This is a genomic window from Legionella sp. km535, from assembly GCF_003990085.1.
In the GTDB taxonomy this organism is placed as follows: domain Bacteria; phylum Pseudomonadota; class Gammaproteobacteria; order Legionellales; family Legionellaceae; genus Legionella; species Legionella moravica.
In genome coordinates this window covers 1-24669 of sequence record NZ_RZGU01000025.1, presented here as the reverse complement: position 1 = coordinate 24669, position 24669 = coordinate 1, and the positions used below count along the sequence as shown (strand labels likewise).

Genomic DNA, 24669 nt, shown 5'->3' with positions numbered 1-24669 from the left:
ACCCGTATCAATTTTAATTACTGGGGGATGCTAGTTCCTCTTCGTCTGCTATCCGGCGCGTCCAATCATGAAGCAGCTTCTCTCTCTTCTCTGCCAAAGTTTGTTGGGGGCGTTTATGCTCACCATGATTAAAAATGCTGTTTCGAACGTGTTCCATACGTAATCGATCACATACTTTATTGACAATATACGCCCAACTTTTTTGGGTTTTTCCACTTAACTTGTCATAATGGAGCAATTCGTTTTTCAGCCTGTCCAGTAAGGAATTCGGCGCATGCTCGGAATGATAGGCTCTGTCAATAAAGGTTGTTAATACAGCATCAGCATCATCACATCCTTGAAAACTGTTATTTGAAATCAGGCTGTTTGAGTTATGTGATCTTTTACCTTCAATAATTCCGCCATGCTCACTATGATAACTGGATAATATAATGCCGCCGCGATTAAATCTTTGAATAATCTCTTTAAAAGCATCGTCAGTTCCAGAGCCTTCAACCATGAGACGAATTAATAATTCGTAAAATCCTTTTAAGTTCAGGGTACTTGATTCTTCTTCGTCATCCAGAAGGGCAATACGATCAATTCGTTGATTGACTGCTTCTTGAAGTCCGCGAATGGAATCTTCAGTCGCAAAAGATTTTCCTGTTTTACTAGCAAGTGACATTCCCGCTGTACCGATGCTTCCCGCGACCAATACGCTTTGTGATTGCTCGTTGGAATTACGTGAGAGTCCGTTAGGTTGTGATAATGCCTGTAATTCAAGAGCTAAAGCATCTCCTGGCCTTGGGTGAAGACAGAGTATCTCCATAATTTTTGCTATGGACAATGTGCTATCCAAACCCAGAACGGAAGCCTGTAACAGCAATTTTGTGGTGGTAGAAAGTATGCTGGAAACACAATCTGTGCCTATGCCTGTTAATAAACTGCTATCAGAACCGCAGTCTTTTGTTGAATCCGCACTGCTATGCATAGGCTTTAAAACCAGTTCTCTATCAATGTTATGTATCAACTCCCTTAAGGCATCAACACTACCTGCAGTAGTCAAAGGGGCAACCGGTATTAATGCCGTAAGAGCCAACATCGTGGCACTGCATTGACTAAATACTGAGATCAGGTTGCGCATCAGGCTGCGTTGAGATGAGTGTATCTCTAATTCATCCTGTAACAGTTCGGGACTTCGATTCATTTCTGAGGCTATATTCCCAAGCGATACCCCAAGGTGCGATAACGTTAGACGCAGAGCTGAAATAGCGTGGGTAAAATGAGCCTCTTGACCCATAGCACTGTCCTCTGCGATTGCTTCTCTCGCTAATTTTGCTTCTTCCTGGGTTAACTCTCCTGATTTTTGAGCCGATTGAGCCATCTTTTCCCTATCCAGAAGCGTTAGAGAGCGGCTCAGGCAAATCTCGAATAATTCTTCGCATAATAAAGACACGGCACAAGAAGCCGCTGTACTGGTTCCAATTGATTCAGCTGAAAGTTGTATTGAGGTGCTGTTCTTAATTGGATCTCTCATGTGCAGCATTTCATCTTTAAAGTTGTTGGTGAATGCCTGGATGACATTTAACGATTCGCTGAGTACTTTGCTGACGATGCTTTGTGCGGAAACGGCTTCATTTTTTATTTCTTCCTCAATGACACTGGCCTTTTTCGCAACGACTATGGATTTTAAAACAGGGGTAATGAACGCGCTATGAGTGCATAAAGCGGCAGCAATGCTGGAATGGGTCGCTTTTGCCAGTTGTGATGCCATCGCCTGATTCAGGCCGGGGATGGGATTTTGATTTGCTTCTGCATCGTCCAGAACTTTCACAATATTGTCATACAATTGAGGTATTATGGCATCAGACACAAGAGCACTGTCTGAATATCCTGGCGCGGGTATTTGTTTGTCTTCTTGAAGTCGTTCTTCTTCCTGATTGATTAGGCGACGCAGTATTTCCTTTAAGGCGCCTGAATGACACAAGGCAACTGTCACTGAACGAGAAAATGCGGTTTCTGCCAGAAAATAAGTTGCTTGAGAGCCCGATTGAATGACTGAAGAGGAGCCTATGGATTGTTCGGCCAACCTGGTCGCATTACTGGCAAAGCTAAGGTTGGATTTGAATCCGTTATCGAGTTGTGTTTTGTCCACACCGTCACTCAGTCTTTTAAGTTCAAGACTGTATCGTAAGCCTCCGAATAATGCTTCTACACTGATACCGCTTTGTAGGCCTATTAGAGAGAGTACGCCTAATGAGCCTAATAAAAATCCGGTGCTGTTGCCTTGAGAAAAAGCTATAGTGGATTTACCCGCTGAATCCAGATCATTGCGTTCCATATTAGGCAGGATAAAATTTCGATAAGAGCGATGGGTTAATACTACTTGTTCCATGACACTTTGGAGATGCTGATTCAAGGAAAGCTTCTCTGAAACGGGACCTGTTCCGATTGATTCTGCGCTACCTTTATTGGAGTTCAGAGCGGATTCGGCGTATTCATTTGCTTTTAATTGTTCTGCTTCGTTTAGTTGTAAGGGAATACTGGGACTTTCTGCTAATGTGCGAAGTTCTCTCAGGGCGGAATACATGCCAGCAATCACATTCAGAGCCGCAATTAGTGAGCCAGAGGTTATTGCTTCTCCCATCCCTAAGGCAACAGGAGCCGCCACACCTAATTCTTTGCATCGTTCAAGCCTTTCTTGCAAGGCACATATTCGAGACATCAGTTGATCCAGGTCGGCGCCTGTCATTTCCTGGCGGGATTGTAAGACTACTTTACTCTCTTCACTACTTCCTTTGTCGTTTTTAGTAAAGTCAGCACTTCCACTCAATTCACGTGAAATCAGCCCAATAAAGCCGGGAATAAGGCTGGAGGCGATGACCAGGGCCGATTGACTGCGTACGGTGCTTATGGCGCTTGAGGCAATAACTTCATGTTTCTGGATCTCATTAAGCTCGCCGTCTATATGCATCATTGCATGATCAAATTGATGGCAAAAATCCGTGACATTTTGTGAGTGGCTAAGAGCATCTCCTCCAGAAACGTCTTTGATAAGACTGGCTTTGGCCGCTGATTCCTGAGTATTTTGAGTGAATTTATCTTTATCTTGAGTTAAGGCATGCTCTGCTGCAATGACTGCCAGAACAGAAGAATTTACTGCTTGTAATGTTTTGACAAATGGCATTGACGTTAACATTCTGACAAGGACGGACATCTCGGGGCTGGTGACGCTATGGTGTTCTTGCAGCTCCGTTGCAGGACCAAAATCTAGCAGCGCTTCTTCGAGTTTGCGAAGAGCCATTAATGATTCTTGAATGTTCTTACTTTGAGAAAAGGTTTTGCAGCATGCCTCTAGTGCCAGGTATACATTTTTTTCTTTTGGATTGCTGGACTCTTCTTTGGAATAATATGCTGCGGCACTCAGTTCACGCAGGGCAGAGCCTAAGGCATCAACCACAAGAGCCATAAGGCTGGCAGTTCCCAGTGAACCTGCTGTTGCACTGTTTGCACTGGATTGAACTAAAATCCCGTGTGATTTGCCTGCACTTCCTTTATGAGAGAAATCGCGTTCAATATGGTTATTCAATTGATCGGAAATATGACGGAAATTCATCCATAAGGCATGAGAATTTGCCGATAATCCAATTTTTTTATCTTTTAGTTCTTGTTCTATGTCAAGGGTAGAGGCTCGTTGGGTTTGTGACCATTGTTTGTAGTCTTCAGCTGAATTCAGAATCCCTTCAATGCATGCTTTGACATCCAAAGGTAATTGAGCACTATGTGATGCGGTCATCACAGGCCCCAGTAATGCTTTCTCTACAGTTGAGGCCGCACCGTTATGCGTTATACCAAGCATATCCTGGAGATCGTCAGGAAAGAGATTCAATCCTTGAGCTTTTTCATTACGAAATTCATCAATACCATGAGACAACAGATTTAAAGCTTTTAATAAAGAATCCCGTTCTGCTATATCACATTCTTGTAATACCTTTGTTGACACAAGGCCTGATTGTTGGCTACCGGCAGCAGCGCCAATTATTGATGAGCCCACTGTTCCTGGAACAGCAGAGGTAGTCATAGAAAAAGGGGCTGAAAGGTTGTCTCTTGGCATGATAATAACGTCCTGTAATTAACATTAAAAGAATAAGAAAGAACTGAGGATGTCATCGAACAGAACATCTGAAATGCTATCTGTTTGCATTATGTCGTTTCCAACCTTGCTGAGTCCATTCTGCTATAATTTCGTAAAGACATTTTGAATTAGTCTGTTGACATCTTACGAACGAGCTTATTTTTAGCATGTAAACTAATTCTGGACAAGGAGCCCTTTAATCGAGAATTAGGAATTTAAGTGCGTGATTGAACCTTCCATGAGCGAACTTGCTAGAGATTAAATTTTATTCAAGTTATCTTAACAATCGAAATTTTCAGAGTAAACATTAAAAAATTGATAGTCATTATTAATAATTTAAATAGCTTTAATATTGTGTTTTTAATCATAGAGTTATAGTGCTCTGATGGCAGGTATTGAGTATGCTGCTATTTTATTGGCCTGTCTTGAAAAAAGAAAAGCAAAGAAGGCTTTATGCTTTATAATGAAACAGATGAATTCATTTTAAGTGGTCTCTATGCTTTCTTGTATGTAATTTACTCTGGTTGTTATATGAAAAGCTTTATGGATATCCTAAGCTCGCTCGTACTTTTTTATTAAAAGGCTCAATTACCCGTTAGTGTTTTATTTCTCGCCAGTTACTAAATAAATAGCAAAGTTAAACTGATATTCTCCTTGATAATGAAGCTGACATTCATTTTCAAAATATTGAACCATGGCTTCATTGATCTCTTTTACATCGGGGTCTGCTAATTGTCCCTGATAAAATGCAATACCATTAACAAATTTTCTAAAAACGTCTAATGATGGCAGAATAATGGATTGTTTGCATAATTCTACGTTGAGCGTTTTACAGGCGAGAGTCTGAAGTTTATTGTTCAGGTTAGTTAATTGTGAATAGTCCATTGGCGGTTTAAAGTCAGACAGCGCGCTGAATCTGCCTGAATCTCTGAGGGCATAATAACTCATAATGAAGGGATCATCGCCAGATGGGAATAATGTAAAAAATGTACCGCCTGGTTTTAGGGCTTTTATAATATGTTCAAAAGATTTGTAGATGTTTGTTGTCCACTGCAGGCACCAGAATGAAACAATAGAATCAAATTGTTCTGTGTACTTCATGCTGATTACATTGTCTTTTTTAATTGAAAAATTGGGATACTCAAAAGTAATTTCGTGTGCCAGTTTTAACATGTTTTCTGATGGATCTATTCCCAGTACGGAACCCTTTGGAACCATATCCAGTATTTTTCGCGTATAACTGCCATTACCACAACCTATATCCAATACTTTGGCTGTTGGAGCAATCTTAATATTTGGAAGGAAATGATCAGCTACAGATGCCTGAATGTAGGATCCAATTGCATAATCGTTTGCTGGCCAATCGCGCTCTGACATATTAACTCCGTTTAATAAGGTGCTCATTTAATCAAAAGATAAATATAGCTCTTAAAGAAGTAAAAAGTCTATTAAATTAGCGGGGGAGCATCAACTGTCAACAGACACTGGTCTGGCTAAGGTATCTTTTATCTTGAAGAGAATAGGATAGTTTGTAATGATTCACTTATCATTACTTTATAAAACTCTAATCCGCGTAATTCATTAGAGTTAAAATTTGCTGAGGTAAATAAATGAATTTGTTAACGAATAAAATTGTTTTAATAACAGGAGCATCCAGTGGTATTGGTGAGGCATGCGCGCGTTTGTGTGCTGCTCAGGGAGCCCGATTAATTTTAAGTGCACGACGAACAGAGCGTTTGGAACAATTGGCTCAGGAATTAACCCAACAGTTTAAAAATAAAAATCATATTATGCCTCTGGATGTTAGGGATAAAGCACAAGTGAAATTGCAGTTACATTCCTTACCTGAGGAATGGCAAACTATTGATGTGCTGATTAACAATGCTGGTCTTGCTTTAGACACCCTGCCTATCTCACAGGGTATTGAAGATCATTGGGATACTATGATCGATACAAATATAAAAGGGCTGCTTTATGTCAGTCGTGAAGTCATTCCGGGCATGCTGGAGCGGGCTCATGGCCATGTAGTGAATATTGGCTCAATCGCGGGACATGAATGTTATCCTAATGGGAATATCTATTCTGCAACGAAACATGCGGTGCATGCATTATCAAAATCAATGAGACTGGATATGCTCGGGAGTGCTGTCAGAGTAACTGAAATAGCTCCTGGCGCAGTCAATACCGAGTTTAGTGAAGTACGTTGGAATGATAAAAAAAGAGCCCAGGAATTTTATAAAGAATTTCAGCCTTTATTGGCTGATGATGTTGCCGATGCCGTAGTATACTGTATTACTCGTCCACAGCATGTTGATATTGAACAAATGATCATCATGCCCACAGTACAAGCTTCTGCGAATCACTTGTATCGAAAGGCTCAATCACAGTAAGCATAAAGACGCTACAAAGTGCGAACCATGCGATTATTTGTATAATTATTTGCCAATATTGCTTTTGTTAGTCTATCATTAAAGCATATAGGTAATGACTGATCCTGACTGAACCAGTAAATAGTTTTAGATTGGGAGGTTGCTTTGAAGAGTGGTGTGTAAGCCTACTTTGGGTAGGAAACCTTAAGCTCTCCATATACCTCCATCGTGTTTATCAGTCGCGGCTCAGAACTCGGGTGGTCGTTGCCTGTACTATGTGAAATATCAAAATCCACTTCATACCGCCCGTATTAACTCTTGTTAATACGGGCTTAATTTTATTGTTATTTGCTCTAAAAAGGATAATCGGCCACGGCTGTCCGATTAAAAATATGACGTCTTTCCGAGCGTAGCGAGGAATCTCCTGCAAATTGGCACAATCTGAATTAATGCATTAATTATCATTACCTTTTAAACTCTTTTTTTTACAGGGAATTTAATGATGTCATCAGAAGATGTACCTGGATTTTTATATCATTTCGACACGCTAAAGAAATTTAAGGATATGAGTATTAGGCGCCTGCAGAAAAAGGCTGGCTGGGGAGACTCAACTCTTGATATGATTTTAAAGACCGCATTGTAATAGGATCGTGCAACCTTGCAGGAGATTCCTCGCTACGCTCGGAAAGACGTCATATTTTTAATGGGACAGCCGTGGATAATCTGCCGGGTTCGATTGACATCCTGGTTTACTGCCAATTATGTATGCCTTCCTGCAGCATCCATGATCACTATTTGAGTAATATTGGTTCATGTTGTATAATTAAAATGCGACAAACTTGCTAGGAAGCTATCATGAACAAGTTACTTGTTTCTCTTGTTATAAGTGTTCCTTTATTGCTATTGACTGGTTGCACTGTAGAAACTGTTTCTATCGATACAGTGGCTTATGATCCAGGTTACAGCAATGATTATGTATATTCCGTAGGTTATTATAGTAACAGGCCATATTGGGGAAATAACTATTACTATTCTAGTTATTGGGCAGATGATTACGGTTATTGGGGTGGTGGCTATTACAATGGATATTAGAGCATATGCCTAACCGAGTTTCCTCTTCTGCGTGCAGCGTGGGGAAAAGGGAATAAGGTCGAGGGAGATTAAACAGTGTTGTGAAGTAACTTCATTTGAGCAGCATATGCCTTAATTGAGTTTCCCCTCTCCACTGCGCGCAGCGTGGGGGAGAGGGATTAAGGGTGAGGGGGATTAAATAGTGTTGCGAAGCAACTTCATTTAAGTCCGTGGTGTTGACGATTATTCTTTTGCTCGAGAAACATACTCGCCTTTTCGTGTGTCCACTTTAATTAATTCGCCTGTTTGAACAAACAGAGGTACACGAACTACGGCTCCTGTTTCCAATTTTGCAGGTTTACCGCCACCGCCAGAAGTATCTCCTTTCAAGCCAGGATCTGTTTCAACAATTTCCAAAATAACAAAAGTTGGGGGAAGAACTTGTATTGGCTCATTATTCCATAAGGTAACAATACAAATATCTTGCTCTTTTAACCATTGAGCAGCATCTGCAAGAACTGCTTCATTAAGTGCATATTGTTCGAAGTTGTCAGGAACCATAAAATGCCATTGCTCTCCATCATTGTAGAGATATTGCATTTCTACATCAGCTACATCAGCAGATGGAAGGGTATCGCCTGATTTAAAGGTACGCTCTACAACGCGCCCTGTTTTCAGATTGCGAATTTTTACGCGAGTAAATGCCTGCCCCTTACCGGGCTTAACAAATTCGCAATCAAGAATGCTGCAAGGAGCATCGTCTACCATTACTTTTAAGCCATTTTTAAATTCATTAGTGCTATAGATTGCCATTCGTGCTCCACAGTTGAGATTTTGCTGTATTTTCGCTAAAGTTCGCACAGTTTATCAAGTCTGTATAATTAATGCGAGATTCCTCATTGAGTTGGCAAAAAAAATTAGCACAAGGTTTTAATTCAGCAACTGATTTATTAAGTTATTTAGAATTGCCAATTAAAATGGGAAGCGCTTTGGCTGAGAAAGAGTTTTCCTCTCGTATACCCATGGGTTTTGCAAATCGGATGCAAAAGGGCAATCCGAACGATCCCTTGCTGTTGCAGGTACTGGCAGTAGATAACGAGTTGGCCAGTCATGATGCCTACAGTTTGGATCCTCTTGTTGAATCGAGTGCTAATCCTTTAAAAGGCTTGATTCATAAATATCATGGAAGGGTACTCTTAACTGTTGCAGGTGCTTGTGCTGTTAATTGCCGTTATTGCTTTCGAAGACATTTCCCCTATAAGGAGAATAATCCTGGGCGAAATGGTTGGAGGGAGATTTGTGCGTATATAGCAAAAGACTCATCCATTACTGAAGTTATATTAAGTGGCGGAGATCCCTTACTTGCCTCTGATTTAGTATTAAAAGAATTAATCCAGCAATTAGAACAGATTCAGCATGTAACAACTTTAAGGGTGCACACTCGAATTCCAGTGGTGCTTCCTGAGAGGATAGATACTGATTTACTTTCTATTTTGGAGTCAACACGACTAAAAAAAGTAGTTGTATTGCACTGCAACCACGAGCAAGAGTTGGATGAGAGCGTTTTAAAAGCATGTGCTGACTTAAAGAAATCAGGATGCCTGTTAATGAATCAGAGTGTTTTATTAACAGGAGTAAATGATAACCCTAAGATTTTGGCCGCTTTAAGCCATGCTTTATTCTCTTATGGAGTACTGCCTTACTATCTTCATGTTCTGGACAAGGTAAAAGGCGCTGCGCACTTTGATATGCCCTTTTCACGAGCGCAGGTTATCTATCAGCAGTTACAAAGCCTACTGCCTGGATATTTATTACCACGCCTGGCAAGAGAAGAGCCAGGCAAGTTGAGCAAAACACTATTGCTATAAATGCGTTTTCATAGCCTTTAATGATCGTTTCAGCATATCTTAAATTGGAGTATCTTTTTCAGCATAGAGTTCAATTAATTTTTCCTGGGCACAATAATTACCTTGGGTCGAGGGCTTATAAGTTCCATCGCTTTGCATCTCCCAGGTATTACTGTTGTCTTTTAGATAGTTTTTAATGATTTCATTCTTGATTCTTTTTTGACACTCTTCTTCAAGAATTGGAAACATGATTTCAATGCGATGATATAAATTTCGTTCCATTAGGTCTGCACTCGCACAAAAATAACGTTCCTCATCATTGGTACGAAAATAGTAAACTCGATGGTGTTCTAGAAAACGGCCAATAAAAGAAAATACCCTGATGTTGTCAGAAACACCGGGCAAACCTGGTTTTAAGCAGCATACTCCACGAACCATAAGATTAATTTTTACCCCTGCCTGTGATGCTTTGTATAAAGCCTGAATCGTTACTCTATCCGTGATTCCATTTACCTTAAGCATGATTTCACTATCCTTGCCTTCAGTGGCGGCAGTAGTGCATTGTTCAATAAGTTGTAAGAGTGTTTTGTGCAGGGTAAAGGGTGAGTGACTAAGGGCTTTCAGTTTTACTACCTTACCTAATCCGGTTAATTGTTGAAAGATAAGTTGTGCATCAGAAGTAATTGTCGGTTCAGCGGTTAACAATCCCAAATCGGTATAACGTTTCGCTGTTTGTTCATGGTAATTTCCCGTGCTCAAATGCACATATCGTTTTAACTTTCCATGAGTTCTTCTGACCACCAAGGTCATTTTTGCATGAGTTTTATACCCCACCACACCGTAAAGTACCAGAATACCTGCCGCATGAAGCTTATTGGCCATTTTTAAGTTGGATTCCTCATTAAATCGGGCACGTAATTCAATCACTGCGGTGACTTCTTTTCCTGAGTGCGCGGCATTCACCAAGGCATCAACCATGACTGACTCTGAGTGAGTCCGGTACAATGTTTGATTGATTGCCAGGACATTGGGATCTGCTGCTGCTTGTCGGACAAAATCAATAACTAAATCAAAACTTTGATAAGGATGGTGTAATAATATGTCTTGCTCATCAAGAATATTAAATAAATTACGCTGGGTCTTTGGAAGTTTAGGATATTGTGAGTTAAATACAGGATAGTTAAGATCCGGCCGGTCTATGCTGTTAATCGCAATCATATATCTTTGAAGATTAACAGGTCCATCACAATAATAAGCATCCTCATGGCGAAGATGATATTTTTGTAAAAGAAAATCTACAATTTTATCGGGACATTTTTGTTCAATTTCCAATCGAACCACATGCCCATAATGGCGTGAAAATATTTCGCGTTGCACGGCTTTGGCTAAATCATCAATTTCTTCTTCTCTAAGAAACAGATCGCTATTACGGGTCAGGCGAAAAGAATAGCATCCACTAATCTCCATCCCCGGGAATAAGCTGTTTACATGGGTTTTTATAATGGAGGATAAATAAACGAAGTAATGAGCGTCGCCACAAAGTTCTGAAGGTAAATGAATCATGCGTGGTATAGACCTCGGAGCATGCACCACTGCATAATCAATATTACGATCAAAGGCATCTTTACCACTTAATGAAATGATGAAGTTAAGGCTTTTATTAATTAACCTTGGTAAAGGATGAGCCAAATCCAATGCTATGGGGCTTATAACGGGCATTATTTCGTTTTTAAAATAATGCTTTGCCCATAAATGGATGTCATCAGTCCATTGATCGGTTTCAAGAAAATGAATATTTTCTTTACGTAATGCAGGGAGTAATTGCTTGTTGAAAATGCTGTAAAGCTGATCAATTAAAAGATGTGCTCTTTGGCTTATTTGGCTAAATGCCTCATCTGCTCGTAAACCATCAATGGTCAGTTTTCCAGAAGAAAGAGCAATTTTTTCTTTAAGACCTGCAACACGAATTTCAAAAAACTCATCGAGGTTACTACTGCAAATACTAAGAAATCGCATCCGCTCTAATAAGGGAACTCGCTCATCATTTGCAAGCATGAGTACTCGCTGATTAAAAGCAATAGCAGAAAACTCTCTATTGATATAATAATCTGGGTTATCCAGAGTAGTATCCAAGTGGAACTCCATTTTCTTTTTTTTTCAGGTTAGATCTGAATCAGAAAAAACTCAACCCATCCGTTGAATTTAGTGTTTAATTTAATGATTCTTAATCAAATTTTAGCACATTACTCGGTTAGTCCTTCATAAAAGCAGATTGGTAACCTCGCCGGGCAGACTTGTTCAGCGTACCAAAATAAAGCATAGTGCTATAAAGCCAAGAAAGCCATAAAAAGGGGACAGATTCCATACAGCCAGGGCAATAAAAAACAATACGGTAATCAGTGCTATCGGAATTGAAAAATGGATGTCAATAACCCCCTGCGCTACAGAAAAGGTTGCTGCAGCCAAAAGAGCCAAGGAACCATATTGCACCGAAATCATAATTTTTCTTGTCACAGGCCCATTATGGGATGTTAACCACTGATAACCCAGTATTGCCATAACCAGGCCAGGCAGATTCAGACACACGACAGCGAGGATTAAGCCTAAAGCCCCTCCAGCCTTATATCCTATTAGTGCTGATAATTTTACTGCAGTCAGTCCAGGAAATAAGAAACTGGTTCCCAGCATTCCTATGAACTCTTCATTATCTACCCAATGCCTGTAAGTAACAGCTTCATATTCCAGTAGTTTCAGTAAGGAATTTCCACCACCTAAAGAGATGATGCCAATTTTTCCAAAGCTGTAAATGATACCTAACAGGGTTTTTATCATGATTTAATGATGTTTTTCAGGAAAGTTACATATTCGCAGGAAACCTGTGTGCCCAGCAAGAGATCGCTCAGTAATTCTACTAAATAGAGTGATTTACCTTCGATGCAGGCGCTAAAATAAACGTGACCTTTGACTTCCAGACGAGCTAATTCAAGTTTTATATGAGGAGTGCTTGGAAATTTATAAATAAACGCTTCTTTCTTCACAAAAACTTCTATTCCTTTTTCTCGGGCTTCTTTAGCAATAGAGAATAAATAATCTGAATTAATGTCTTCTTCGCTATCAGCGTCATGTTGTATCGCGTCCAGATTAATTTTGGCGCCAAATCCTGTAGCTGACGGGGTTTGTTGCAGTATAGGTTTGTACAGTAACTCATTACGTCGCAGTTTAATATTTAAATTAGAGTCCGGAAGTATGTAATAGTAATCCTCTTTATGCTTCTGATGATAATTAGCAAGATTCAGTAAAGAGTTATCAATACAGGTTAAATGAATAATTTCAGATTCAGGCCAGAAAAAACGTCGTTCCCATTTAATGATATCGTGCTCATCAGTGACGAGATTTGTTAACGGGATCGTTTTCGTTGTCGAAAATTCAAAATTCCAAACAAGTCTTTGGGTCATGTTTTAATCACCTATGCCTATATATTTACATTGGATCAAGAAGTCAGTTTATGCAAGTTTAATCAACGTTTTCTTTTTAAAATGTGAGTAATAGGATACTCGCAAAATGAAGCGTAAAGGGTATATACTTGTAATCTATCCTGCAATAATAAGAAAGCAAAGGAAGGTATATTTATGGCAATATTATTTTTTTTAGTTTATCTGGTATTTACTCTGGTAGTACTGTATAGAGCCATGAATCCACTGATATGGGAGATTGGCAGTGCCGCATATTTGATTCTGGCGACTTTTGGATTGGGTTTTCCATGGGTAATTGGGATAATGCTTTGGGCTATTATTCTGTTGGCCATAATAGTTGTTCAGGTTGAGCCTGTTCGAGCTTATATTGCAGATTTTTTATATAAAACAGCCGGAAAATCGGTTCCTAAATTGTCAAAAACAGAAGAAGAAGCTCTCAATGCTGGAGATACCTGGCTGGAGCAGGATATCTTTACCGGAACACCTGACTGGGACAGATTATCCAAAGTGTCCACCGAGCTCACAGAAGAAGAACAAGCATTTTTAGATAATGAGACCCAAATTTTATGCAGTATGCTCGATGAATGGGAAATCAGCCAGGAGCGTGATTTACCTGCCAAAGTGTGGAATTATATCAAAGAAAAAGGCTTTTTCGGATTAGTGATACCTAAAGAGTTTGGGGGCAAGGGCTTTTCCGCACGAGCACACTCCGATGTCGTATTGAAACTTGCGACTCGCTCAGGAGTAGCTGCTGTAACAGTCATGGTTCCTAACTCTTTAGGCCCAGGTGAATTACTCAACTACTACGGTACCGAAGATCAGAAAGCATATTATTTACCCCGCCTTGCCAAAGGAATAGATATTCCCTGTTTTGCTTTGACTGAACCTGGTGCTGGCAGTGATGCTACTTCCATTCAATCCTACGCCATTGTAGTCAAAAAGAAAATTGAGGGTAAATCCGTTCTGGGTCTTAGCATTACTTTAGATAAGCGTTGGATCACATTGGCTCCTGTGGCTACTTTAATTGGCTTGGCAGTCAATTTGAAAGACCCTGATGGTTTGTTACAAGGCGAGGGTGAGGAAGGAATTACCTGTATATTGATTCCAAGAGAAACTGAACATCTTGAAATTGGTAACCGACATTTACCTGCAGATCAGCCTTTTATGAACGGCACTATCCGCGGTAAAGACATATTTGTGCCGATTACCTCCATTATTGGCGGTCAGAAAAAAGCGGGTGCTGGTTGGCAAATGCTGGTTGAATGTTTGTCTATAGGTCGTTCCATTTCGTTACCAGCCTTAGGCGCCGGATCATCTTCTGTTTCTTATTTAACTTCTGGAGCTTTTGCACGAATTCGCCGCCAATTTAATGTCGAAATAGGGCAGTTTGAAGGTGTTGCAGAAAAGCTGGCTGAAATTGCAGGCTTAAATTATTTAATTAATTCAACACGCTTATTGACCGTTGCTGCGGTGAATGAGCATAAAAAGCCTTCAGTAGCTTCTGCTATTACCAAATATTTCAATACAGAATTAGCCCGAATCGTAGTGAATTCGGCTATGGATGTACATGCAGGTCGAGCAGTTGTCGTTGGTCCTCGAAACTATTTAACTACCTTTTATCAAGGTGTTCCTATCTCGATAACAGTTGAAGGGGCCAATGTGATGTCACGAAATCTACTGATTTTTGGTCAGGGATCCATGGCCTGTCATCCTTACATTCGAGATGAGTTTTATGCCGTTGCAGGAGAGAATAAAGAGGCCTTCAGTGAAATAATCTGGAAGCATATTCACTATTTCATGCAAAATCTGGCAAAAACAGTGTGTTCTGCATGGACTGGCGGGATATTCATTTCGGTGCCAGATAATTCGATGAAAAGGGAATACAAGCGCCTGGCTCGTTTAAGTCATGCTTATGCCTGGCTTGCCGATTTATCTTTAATCTATCTAGGGGGCGATTTAAAGCGAAGAGAGCGTGTTTCTGCTCGTCTTGCTGATGGCATGTCGTACCTCTATATGGCCATGGCGGTCTTACGCAATGTGCAGATGAATCAAGATCATCCTGATGAACAATTGCATGCAAAATGGGCTGTTAGTTACTGCTTTTATCATGCACAAAAATCCATGATCTCGCTTTGTCATAATTTTCCTTCCAGGTTATTAGGTTTTGTTGCCCGTTTGCTTGCTTTTCCTTTTGGACAAACCATGCAATACCCTAGTGATAAACTGGATCAAAAATTAGCAAAATTAATGACCGGTAATAATAACTACCGTGATCGATTGAAAAAAATCATCTTTTTAAGTGGCGATCCAAAACAACCCGTTGATCGAATGGAACATGCTCTTCAGTTGATTATTCAAACAGAAGGACTGACTGCAAAGGTCAATGATTTAAAACGGTTCAAATTCGGTAAACTAAAGGATAAATTGCAGGAAAAAGTTGAAAAAGGTGAGTTGAATCAACAAGAAATGAATGAACTCCTTGCAGTTGAAGATGCTCGCTGGGAAGCAATTCTGGTTGATGAATTCACATTTGATTCGATGAAAAAGAAAACATTTAATTCCGTTATCGATACGATAAAAACTCCGTTTATGTAAAATTTACATTTTATTAACATCAATTGAACAACCAGCTGCCGAAATAACGGCACTGGTTTGTTATAATAAACCTACACGATTTATCTTCTTTTTTGTATTTGAAGGTGTTGCGTTTCACGCTAAATTATACGTAAATGGTTTTGCTATAATAGATCATAATAACAAAGAGAAATAATAGAGTCAGTTGTGAACAGCCCCTGGAGATTATGATTTGCGATGTCTTGGTGATTATTACTGAAACAATACTCCAATAGTTTTAGAGAGACTAATAACATGGCCAAAAAACCACTGCCCCCGAAAGATATACTGTTACAGTTAATGAAACTAACGGGAAATTCGATCAACGGAGCGGCGTACTTTGCTCAACAATTCAGACAGCTGCTCACCGATAACAATATGCTGGAAGAATGTAAAGACATTATGGAGAAGGTGGATGAATTTGCAGCATTTGTCCACCACAAATTAACACCCAGTAAGCAGCATTGGTTCGGTGATCAGAACTTTTTATCTGATTTTCAAAATATGCAAGAAAATCTGGCAAATGCCGCAGCTAAAAAATTGGAAGGCCTAAAAGGTAAAATAAATTTGGATATCGCTTTTGGCAAATTTGGCGAATTGTTGCGAGGATATAGTGCTACTGATGGTAGCTCACTTTCGAACACGCAAGTTAAGTCATTGGATACTATATTAAATGCCTGGTTTTCTCGACAAAATAACGTAAGCAAGGGAAGCAAAATATACCAAGCGGATAACAACGGAGAGGTAATCACTGCTGCAAATGGACAACCGATGACTGGCGATTCAAAGAATTTAATAGAAAAAATCACCAATTCGGATACAGGATTTGAGTCCTTCATGGAAGATAAAGGCATTGCGGTCGCTGTACAGTTACATGAATACCCAGAACAGCAAGTAGTCGCTGAAAAAGCGAAAGCAGTTGAAAAAGCACCTGAAGTACGAAAAGAACCTGTAGCTGGCAAAGAAGAAGGTATCGAGATTGAGCCAGAAGTAACACCTACTGGTGGTATGTCAGCAGGTGGTTAGTTGTTATTAGCCGCTCTGATCCTCTCTAAAGAGCCTATATCAAACCATGTTCCTTGATGTAGGCTCCCAGTTACCTTATTTTGTGACACAAATTGTCGAATTAATGGAGTTACGGAATATCGGCCTTGTTTGCATTGAGCAAATACGATTGGATGATAAATGGCGATGCCAGCAAAAGTATATTGTGCATTATCATTACTCAGCTGATTTTGATTCACCAGGCTAAAATCCCCATGATGATTAAGTAATGGATTATTGTTAGTCAAAATAAGATGAATCGGTTGTTCTAATTCAAGATTTAGCTGTGCAAAATTGAAATCGGTAAATATATCCGCATTGACAGTTATAAATGGTTTATTTCCCAATAAAGGTAACGCTTTTACAATCCCTCCACCAGTCTCAAGTCCACCGGGTGGTTCGGGAGAGTAACAGATAGTTACGCCATAACGTTCTCCATTACCGAGATATTGCCGGATTTTCCCTCCTAGATAGGCATGGTTTATTACCAATTTGTCAAAGCCTGCATTCGCAAGGTTGATAACGTGGTGTTCGATTAGCGGCCGATTTTTTACCATGCACAGTGCTTTGGGTTGAACATCAGTAAGCGGTTTTAAGCGTTCTCCCCTCCCGGCAGCCAGAATCATTGCAACTTTCATGGTAAAAATACTCGCTTTTGCAGAAAATGATAAAGAGGATGAAGTTCCTCATAAATCTCACAACATTCAAGAACATAGTTTAAGGTGAGAGGTAAATCATTCAGATAACCGGATTTATTATCCCGTAAATGCAATCGACAAAAAACACCTAACACTTTTAAATGCCTCTGCAGACCACAGAGGTCAAAGGCACGGATAAATTCTGGAAAACTATAGGTATTGCGGGCACAGTGATTCTGTTCATAAAAAAAACGAACCCATTGTAGAACTCTCTCTCTTGGCCATGCGATATAACAATCTTTAAGAAGAGATACCAAATCATAGGTTAGAGGGCCACTCATGGCATCCTGGAAATCAATTACGCCAAAATTAACTTGATGTATACCATCAATTAGCATCAGATTGCGTGAATGGTAATCCCGGTGGATAAAAGTTAAAGGCTGTTTTTCTACTTCAGCAGCAACCCATTCCATAATATGTTGCATCAGGAGCGATTCATGCTCTAGCAAATCGAGCTTGAGATATCCTTTGAGAAACCATTCAGGGCAGAGTGCCATCTCTTTGAGCATAAATTGCTTATCAAAGGCCGGCAGCTTGGGATCATTAATAGAGCAAGTCTGTAATTTTAGTAGCGTTTTAAGCGCTTCTTGATAGTAAGTATCGGCAGTATGTTCTTCAAGTTTTCCTAAAAGAAGCTGATCCCCGAAATCACTCAGCAATAAAAATCCCTGCTTGCTGTTGACAGCAAGAATTTCTGGCGTGTTGACATCGGCATTGGCAATTGTTGTCGCAAAGTGGATGAAGGGTTCAAGATCTTCTCTATCGGGAGGCGCATCCATTACTATCCGTGATAAACCATTGTATTGAATACGATAATATCTCCTAAAACTGGCGTCTCCTGCCAGCGAGACCAGACTCAACTCTTTCTGAGGAATAACATGATCCAGCCATACTTTCAGTGCGTTTTCTCGTTCATGCATGTTATACTTTCCAACTTTATTACTGGCTAACAATTTATATACTCGTCGTAAATGAGGATAATTGTAAGCATCATAAGGCATTTTGTTTGTTGTGAACATCAGGTTTTATAAGAAGCTTCTTAATTTTTTTTCACGAATCGTCTTACTGCGAGACAGATCCTATTGTTTTTTAAAATGTTCCCATGAAATGGTGACTGACTTCTTCAAGTCGGCTAAATGGTTTTTGATTGGTACTGGCCTGACCGGAATTCTGTTGACGCTCTTAATACATCATGGAATTGCTCATTCTGCGTCTCTTATATCCGAACCGATTCAAGCCTGTGTTATAGCTCGCGATGTTGATTTAACGGATGCTATAAGAGCAAAATTTGCCCAGTGCCTGGGCTGGCAAGCAGATCAAAGTTCGCCAATCTGTTTGGGATCCTATAAACCAACAACAGTTACACCTTTGGCCAGTGTTGACGAAGTGCGCATTTTAGCCGATAGAGTTTCTTTCTATCGTGATAAACGCTCCACACTATCTGGCAATGTTGAAGTGCAACAAGATCAGCGTGTTGTCAATGCGCAAACTGCTTATGTATATAGGGACCCCAAGACTAATCAGGTTACGAAAATTGAGTTTTTGGGTGATGTCCGTTATTTGGAGCCTGACAGATTGATGATTGCGCGCAAAGCCGTCATTAACCCACAGGATCAATCCGGTATGACGGAAGATGTGTTGTATCGGTTTAACACCAATCGCAACAGTGCTGTTCTCCCAGCATGGGGGCGCGCCAGTTTAATCAGGCGATTTGCTAATAAAGACTACTTCTTGCGCAAAGCAACTTATACCACCTGTGCGCCTCAGAATAATGCATGGAACATAGAGGCGGATAGCTTAACTTTAGATAATGCGAAGGCAAAAGGTGTTGCACGTAATGCGGTACTTCGGATACATGACCTGCCCGTCTTTTATACACCGTATTTAAGTTTTCCTACCAGCAAAGAACGAAAATCAGGTTTTTTGATGCCTTTGGTAGGATATTCCAATGTGGGTGGTTTTGATCTCGGTTTACCCTATTACTGGAACATGGCTCCAAACTATGACATGACTATTGAGCCGCATCTGTATTCTGAACGTGGTGTCATGATGGGCGGGCAGTTTCGTTATTTAAGCGGGATGAGTTCTGGAACAATAGAGGGCACTTTTCTTCCTGATGATAGAGCCTTTGGTACTTTTTTGAGGAATAACGAAGTTCAATACCCCAGACTTTTTGGTAATTCAACAAACCGCTGGTCTTTGGGTATTTTGGATAGAACCTATTTTACTCCAGATTTACAAATGAATATTAATCTGGAGCAAGTTTCTGATGATTATTATTTTCAGGATTTCAGTTCTAATCTGGTAATGATTACCCAACGGCAATTATTACGTCAGGCGGATTTAATTTATTCTACAGAAAATTGGACCTTCAAAGGAATGGGGCAAAGTTATCAAACATTACAACCGGTAAATGAAATACGTCTTTCGCCGGTTTATGAACGCTTGCCTCAGCTAATGGCCAACGGTTATTACTATGATTTGCCGTTTAATGCGAATGTCAGTATTCTTGGCCAATACGATCAGTTCCATTGGCCTGTTGATCGATGGGATTTAGCTCCATTAAGAATGCCTCAAGGCCCTCGATTTCATTTCAATCCTATAGTATCAATCCCAATTGTGAAACCATGGGGTTATGTGACTCCCTCCGCTCAGCTTGTAGAAAACTATTACAGTGTGCAAAACAGCACTATTTTGGGCTCATATCATCAGGACTTTAATCGCACTATTCCACGATTTAGTGTGGATAGCGGGTTATTTTTTGAGCGCGATTTATCGCTAAAGGGGGAATCATATACTCAAACTTTAGAGCCAAGACTCTATTATTTGCGTGTTCCATATCAAAATCAGACTCCCATTCCTGTTTATGATTCTGGAATTATGATATTTAATACAGATCAACTATTTAGAACGAACCGGTTTTCAGGTTTTGATCGGATAGGAGATGCAAATCAATTGGCATATGCGATCACTTCTCGTTGGTTATCTGAAGAGACAGGAGTTGAACGAGCTAATTTTACTATTGGACAAATTAAGTATTTTTCCGATAGAAAGGTTCAATTATGCCAAAGCCCTACTGGATATTGCGTTGATGATCCCAATTCGTTTGGTAATCTATCTTCAACTTTTGGCACATCACCAATTGCATCAAGGGCGGTATATCGCATTAACCCATCTTGGGCAATAACGGGTGATTACATATGGGATCCAGCTACTCGGGCTACAAATAATGCAGATTTAAATTTGCATTACCAGCCCATCCCGAATGCCATTATAAGTGGTGGTTACAGTTATTTGGTTAATGGCGATGTAACAGCAGTTAGAAACAATGGAACGGCCAATAATGCATTAAATCAGGGAATTATTGCTTTTTCATGGCCATTAAATGAAAAGTGGAGCAGTATTGGGGCTTACAGCCAGAATATTAGTAAAAATTACAGCATGATGTCTTTGTTTGGTGTTCAATATGATAGCTGCTGTTGGGCACTTAGATTAATGGGAGGACGAACATTTAAAAATCTGAATAATGATTTTGAACCTCAATATAATAATAATGTCTATTTGCAATTATTATTAAAAGGCTTAGGATCAGTGGCAAACAGTGATCCTTATAATATACTGAGTACCTATATACCAGGTTATAACGATCCATTTCGCCGCTAATTAGATTAGAAATTAACCAAAGTTGCTTGTATTTTGCTTAAGAATACCCTAAATTGCGCGACAAAGAGTAAATGAGGATTAAGGCATGTTTAAAAGGTTGGCATTGGTGTGTGTATTACTTTCAGGGTTAAATAGTGCTGAAGGTAAGCAGTTGTTAGATAAAGTTGTTGCTATTGTAAATAACGGAGTCATTACTTCCAGTGAGCTGGATGCACAAGTTGAATTATCAAAAAAACAGATTATTGCTCAAAAAATGCAAATGCCTAAAGAATCCGTCTTACGTAAGCAGGTATTACAGCATTTGATAGATGTTGATTTGCAAATGCAATTGGCAAAGCAACATGGACTTACAGTGGACAGTACAGAACTCAATGAAGCGATTGAGCGAGTAGCTACGATGAACAATTTAACCTTATCCCAGTTACGTGAAGAGATTACCAAACAGGGAATCACCTGGCAGGAATACCGGCAAAATATTCGCAAAGAAATGTTGTTGAGCCGCTTGCAACAGAAAGCTGTAGGTAAAGAGGTTCAAGTAACCAACGAGCAAGTTGAGCAGTATTTGAAAACAGCGAATACAGTGGATAATTCAGCAGTTACCTATCATTTACAAAATATCGTCATCCCTTTGAACGAGGAACCTACAACGGAAGAGATAAAAAGTGCTCGGGCTAATGCGGAAAAATTGTTGGCAAAAATTAAAAAAGGCGAGGATTTTAGTCGATTGGCAATAGAAGAATCCAGTGGCGAACTGGCTTTAGAGGGCGGCGATCTTGGGGAGCGCCATTTAGCTGAATTGCCTGAAATTTTTGCTAAAGAAGTGGTTAAAATGAATGTAGGCCAGGTAGTCGGACCTTTACGCACCGGAAATGGCTTTCAACTAATTAAATTGGTGGCCAAGGGAGGAGATAACCAGCATCATGTGGTGACTCAGACTCACGTACGCCACATATTATTAAAGCCTGATGCCAGCATGTTGCCTTCTGATTCATTGAAACAAGTGAAAAACATATACCAACAACTGAAATCCGGAAAAGACTTTGCTCTGATGGCAAAACAGTACTCTTTGGATGCCGCAAGTGCAGTGAAAGGAGGTGATTTAGGCTGGGTCAACCCAGGTGAATTAGTTCCAGAATTTGAGAAAACAATGAATAGTCTGCCTTTACATAAAGTTAGCCAGCCAGTGAAAACTCAATACGGTTGGCACTTGATTGAAGTGATAGCGCGTAAGCAAAAAGATGATTCAGAATCATTTAAGCGTCAACAGGTCAGACAGTTTTTACAACAACGTAAATTTGCTGAAGCAGTTCAAAATTGGCAACAACATCTGCGAACTGAAGCATACGTTAATATAATAGATAAGGACTTGGCATGAAGCCACTGCTAGTTAGCAGTGGTGAGCCTGCAGGAATTGGCCCTGATTTATGTTTGGCACTTGCAGGCTATAATATACCGGTAGTCATCTTAGGTGATTTGGATGTTCTGAAAGTAAGAGCAGCGGAACTATCCAGGACAATTGATTTTTATGAATATATGCCCGGAGAGGATGTAAAAACTGAACCGGGTTGTCTCACAGTTCTTTCTGTACACTGTCCTGAATTAGTCGTTCCGGGTCAGCTAAATCCTGAAAATGCATCTTATGTTATAGAACTCTTAAATCTAGGGGCCTCTCTTTGCAGCAGGGGCGAGTTTTCAGCCCTTGTCACAGCACCAGTTCATAAGGCCAATATTAATGCTGGTGGAATTTCCTTTACAGGGCATACAGAATTTTTCGCACAATTTTTTGGTGTGGAGCAAGTAGTAATGATGTTGGCTTGTGAACAGATGAGAGTTGCGCTAGTAACTACCCATCTTCCATTACGCCAAGTTCCTGACGCAATAAACTCGACCTTAATAATTAAGGTAATCAGCACACTTAATCATGCATTAATTCACGATTTTGGTATTTTGAATCCGAAAATAAAAGTAGCCGGATTAAATCCTCATGCGGGCGAATCGGGATATTTAGGGCGTGAGGAAATTGAGGTTATAAATCCTGCATTAATATCATTAAGAAAAAAGGGTATTGATGTGCAAGGACCACTGCCTGCAGATACGATGTTTACCGCAAACAATGAGGAGAGTTGTGATGCATATGTAGCTATGTATCACGATCAGGGATTACCGGTGTTAAAATTTGCGGGTTTTAATCATTCAGTAAATGTCACACTTGGATTACCAATTATACGAACATCCGTAGATCACGGTACTGCACTGGAGTTAGCCGGAAAAAATAGCGCTGATCATGGTAGTTTACTCGCTGCAGTAAAAATGGCCGCGGAAATGGCACACAGAAGGAGTTGTTTATGAGCATTATCAGTTTGATCGCGGCTGTAGATGAGCGAGGTGGTTTAGGATGTAACAACCAATTGCTGTGCCATTTACCTGCGGATCTACAATATTTTAAACAAACTACTATGGGCAAACCAATCATTATGGGTCGAAAAACATTTGAGTCGATTGGAAGGCCATTACCTGGAAGAAAAAATATCGTATTAAGTCATTCTCTGATTTCGATCGATGGAGTTACTGTTCTCGATTCATTGGCGAGAGCAATAAGTTCTACAGCTGAAGAAAATGAAGTCATGATTATAGGCGGAGCAAATTTATTTTCTCTAGCTATAGATATTGCGGATAGAATATACCTCACAAGAATTCACCACTCATTTGCGGCCGATGTCTTTTTTCCAGAAATTAATGAAGAAGTATGGGGCTGTCGAAAATCAGGATTTCGAGAGCGTGATGAAAAGAATCAATACGATATGACCTTTCTTGTTTACGAAAGAAAATAGGGGCTGTTAACAATTCAAGTTTCGACGCCCCGCGACATGTTCGGCGATCCAATTCACTCTTTATAGGCGCAATATATTCTTGTTTTGCACAAGATCTATCGAATCCCGGAACAAGCCGCGGAAAGGAGGCTTGCACATAATGAAATGTCAACAGCCCCTAATTACGAACACATCAATAATGTAGGTGTATATTATTTGATTGTCTTCCTGGAATCCTCGATCCTACAATTAGTTCTTGTGGCCTGCTTAAAACCCTAAAATTATCAGTGATCACTTCACGCCCGGCATAGGATATATTGCAATGATTGTAGCCTGGCCATGTTTTTCCAGGTTGTATGCTGCCATTAAAATTTACCTGACAAACAAATAATGGATTTCCATTGGTGTCTTTACCAATTTGAAGAGCTCCGCGTTGGTCGCGTTCCCAATTAAATTGACCAAAGGAACGTTGATTGGGGATAGTGAATTGATCAACTATATATTCTTTACCTCCATAAGGTACATTACACCGTCCATAGCCAGCCCAGGTCTTACCGGGTTGAATACTACCGAATAGTTTTGCTTGACATAAATAGAGTACATTGCCATTGGTATCAATTCCGGTTCGTAACGCGGTGGTTAACGAGGAACTGTTATGGTGATGTACATTTGGATAGGCGAAAACAGAACTAACCCAAATTGTCATTATTAATAATACGACAGCGCGAATCATCTAAGATCTCCATAGGATTAAAGTAGAGAAAGGATATATCAAGCTGAAAATTAGGTCAACATGAACACTCGTAAATCGATATGGTGAAGAGTAATTTAATATTGAAAAAACAATTAAAAAAAATGCAAAAAGTGTTTGACACTGGAGCTGAAATCAGTAGAATACGCAGCACGCCTTCGGGGCAGGTTCATTAAGAATTGAGAAGACAAACTGTGTGGGCGCTTTGAAGAATTT

General features: G+C 39.9%; 19 protein-coding genes. 10 read left to right on the top strand and 9 right to left on the bottom strand.

All coding sequences use genetic code 11. The features are described from left to right. Positions 1-13 precede the first annotated feature (13 nt). Positions 14-4093, bottom strand: coding sequence for a hypothetical protein (locus tag ELY21_RS13250; protein ID WP_127110210.1), 4080 nt, complete (start codon positions 4091-4093; stop codon positions 14-16). A 624-nt stretch (positions 4094-4717) separates the two neighbouring features. Next, positions 4718-5491: a class I SAM-dependent methyltransferase gene (locus tag ELY21_RS13245; protein WP_127110208.1), complete on the bottom strand. Its 774-nt coding sequence runs from the start codon at positions 5489-5491 to the stop codon at positions 4718-4720. Between the two features lie 233 nt (positions 5492-5724). Here ELY21_RS13245 and ELY21_RS13240 point away from each other — a divergent pair, with 233 nt between their 5' ends. The 3 genes from ELY21_RS13240 (at position 5725) to ELY21_RS13235 (ending at position 7575) form a co-directional block, all read left to right on the top strand. Beyond that, positions 5725-6504, top strand: a complete 780-nt coding sequence (locus tag ELY21_RS13240) for an SDR family NAD(P)-dependent oxidoreductase (protein ID WP_127110206.1) — start codon at positions 5725-5727, stop codon at positions 6502-6504. 478 nt (positions 6505-6982) lie between these two features. Beyond that, positions 6983-7126, top strand: a complete 144-nt coding sequence (locus tag ELY21_RS15650; protein WP_158618566.1) for a hypothetical protein — start codon at positions 6983-6985, stop codon at positions 7124-7126. A gap of 212 nt (positions 7127-7338) precedes the next feature. Beyond that, positions 7339-7575: a hypothetical protein gene (locus tag ELY21_RS13235; protein WP_127110204.1), complete on the top strand. Its 237-nt coding sequence runs from the start codon at positions 7339-7341 to the stop codon at positions 7573-7575. A 222-nt stretch (positions 7576-7797) separates the two neighbouring features. Here the strand turns inward: ELY21_RS13235 and efp are convergent, their stop codons facing one another. Continuing rightward, entirely contained in the window at positions 7798-8367 is a 570-nt protein-coding gene (efp, locus tag ELY21_RS13230) for an elongation factor P (RefSeq protein WP_028385366.1), read from the bottom strand. 71 nt (positions 8368-8438) lie between these two features. On the opposite strand from efp, the gene epmB reads away from it, so the two are divergent. Beyond that, positions 8439-9422 (top strand): EF-P beta-lysylation protein EpmB, encoded by a 984-nt coding sequence (gene epmB / locus ELY21_RS13225; RefSeq protein WP_127110202.1) that lies wholly within the window; start codon positions 8439-8441, stop codon positions 9420-9422. 39 nt (positions 9423-9461) lie between these two features. Here the strand turns inward: epmB and ppk1 are convergent, their stop codons facing one another. The 3 genes from ppk1 to ELY21_RS13210 all read right to left on the bottom strand — a co-directional run bounded on the left by ppk1 (position 9462) and on the right by ELY21_RS13210 (position 12856). Beyond that, complete coding sequence (gene ppk1, locus ELY21_RS13220; RefSeq protein WP_127110200.1) at positions 9462-11546, bottom strand: polyphosphate kinase 1; 2085 nt, start codon at positions 11544-11546, stop codon at positions 9462-9464. A 153-nt stretch (positions 11547-11699) separates the two neighbouring features. Next, positions 11700-12233, bottom strand: a complete 534-nt coding sequence (locus tag ELY21_RS13215; protein ID WP_127110198.1) for a chromate transporter — start codon at positions 12231-12233, stop codon at positions 11700-11702. Then, positions 12230-12856, bottom strand: a complete 627-nt coding sequence (locus tag ELY21_RS13210) for a hypothetical protein (RefSeq protein ID WP_127110196.1) — start codon at positions 12854-12856, stop codon at positions 12230-12232. The genes ELY21_RS13215 and ELY21_RS13210 overlap by 4 nt, the downstream gene beginning before the upstream one ends. A gap of 174 nt (positions 12857-13030) precedes the next feature. Here ELY21_RS13210 and ELY21_RS13205 point away from each other — a divergent pair, with 174 nt between their 5' ends. After that, the gene (locus tag ELY21_RS13205) at positions 13031-15469 is read left to right on the top strand and encodes an acyl-CoA dehydrogenase (protein WP_127110194.1); all 2439 of its coding nucleotides are present in this window, start codon (positions 13031-13033) and stop codon (positions 15467-15469) included. A gap of 273 nt (positions 15470-15742) precedes the next feature. Next, positions 15743-16513: a hypothetical protein gene (locus ELY21_RS13200; RefSeq protein ID WP_127110192.1), complete on the top strand. Its 771-nt coding sequence runs from the start codon at positions 15743-15745 to the stop codon at positions 16511-16513. On the opposite strand, the gene murU is transcribed toward ELY21_RS13200, so the two are convergent. After that, complete coding sequence (gene murU / locus ELY21_RS13195) at positions 16510-17169, bottom strand: N-acetylmuramate alpha-1-phosphate uridylyltransferase MurU (RefSeq protein ID WP_127110190.1); 660 nt, start codon at positions 17167-17169, stop codon at positions 16510-16512. The two genes, ELY21_RS13200 and murU, sit on opposite strands and share 4 nt — an antisense overlap. Then, positions 17166-18149: an aminoglycoside phosphotransferase family protein gene (locus ELY21_RS13190; protein WP_127110254.1), complete on the bottom strand. Its 984-nt coding sequence runs from the start codon at positions 18147-18149 to the stop codon at positions 17166-17168. The genes murU and ELY21_RS13190 overlap by 4 nt, the downstream gene beginning before the upstream one ends. A 187-nt stretch (positions 18150-18336) precedes the next feature. Between ELY21_RS13190 and ELY21_RS13185 the strand changes: the two genes are divergently transcribed. From ELY21_RS13185 to ELY21_RS13170, 4 genes are all read left to right on the top strand, one after another. Then, positions 18337-20892 (top strand): LPS-assembly protein LptD, encoded by a 2556-nt coding sequence (locus ELY21_RS13185; protein WP_370272669.1) that lies wholly within the window; start codon positions 18337-18339, stop codon positions 20890-20892. Positions 20893-20977: 85 nt separating this feature from the next. Continuing rightward, complete coding sequence (locus ELY21_RS13180) at positions 20978-22267, top strand: peptidylprolyl isomerase (RefSeq protein WP_127110186.1); 1290 nt, start codon at positions 20978-20980, stop codon at positions 22265-22267. Beyond that, positions 22264-23241: a 4-hydroxythreonine-4-phosphate dehydrogenase PdxA gene (pdxA, locus tag ELY21_RS13175; protein WP_127110184.1), complete on the top strand. Its 978-nt coding sequence runs from the start codon at positions 22264-22266 to the stop codon at positions 23239-23241. The genes ELY21_RS13180 and pdxA overlap by 4 nt, the downstream gene beginning before the upstream one ends. Further along, positions 23238-23723: a dihydrofolate reductase gene (locus ELY21_RS13170; protein WP_127110182.1), complete on the top strand. Its 486-nt coding sequence runs from the start codon at positions 23238-23240 to the stop codon at positions 23721-23723. Before pdxA ends, ELY21_RS13170 begins: the two co-directional genes overlap by 4 nt. A 172-nt stretch (positions 23724-23895) precedes the next feature. On the opposite strand, the gene ELY21_RS13165 is transcribed toward ELY21_RS13170, so the two are convergent. Beyond that, a complete protein-coding gene (locus ELY21_RS13165) occupies positions 23896-24435 on the bottom strand; it encodes a DUF3421 domain-containing protein (protein WP_127110180.1) in 540 nt (179 codons plus the stop codon). Between the last annotated feature and the right edge of the window lie 234 nt (positions 24436-24669).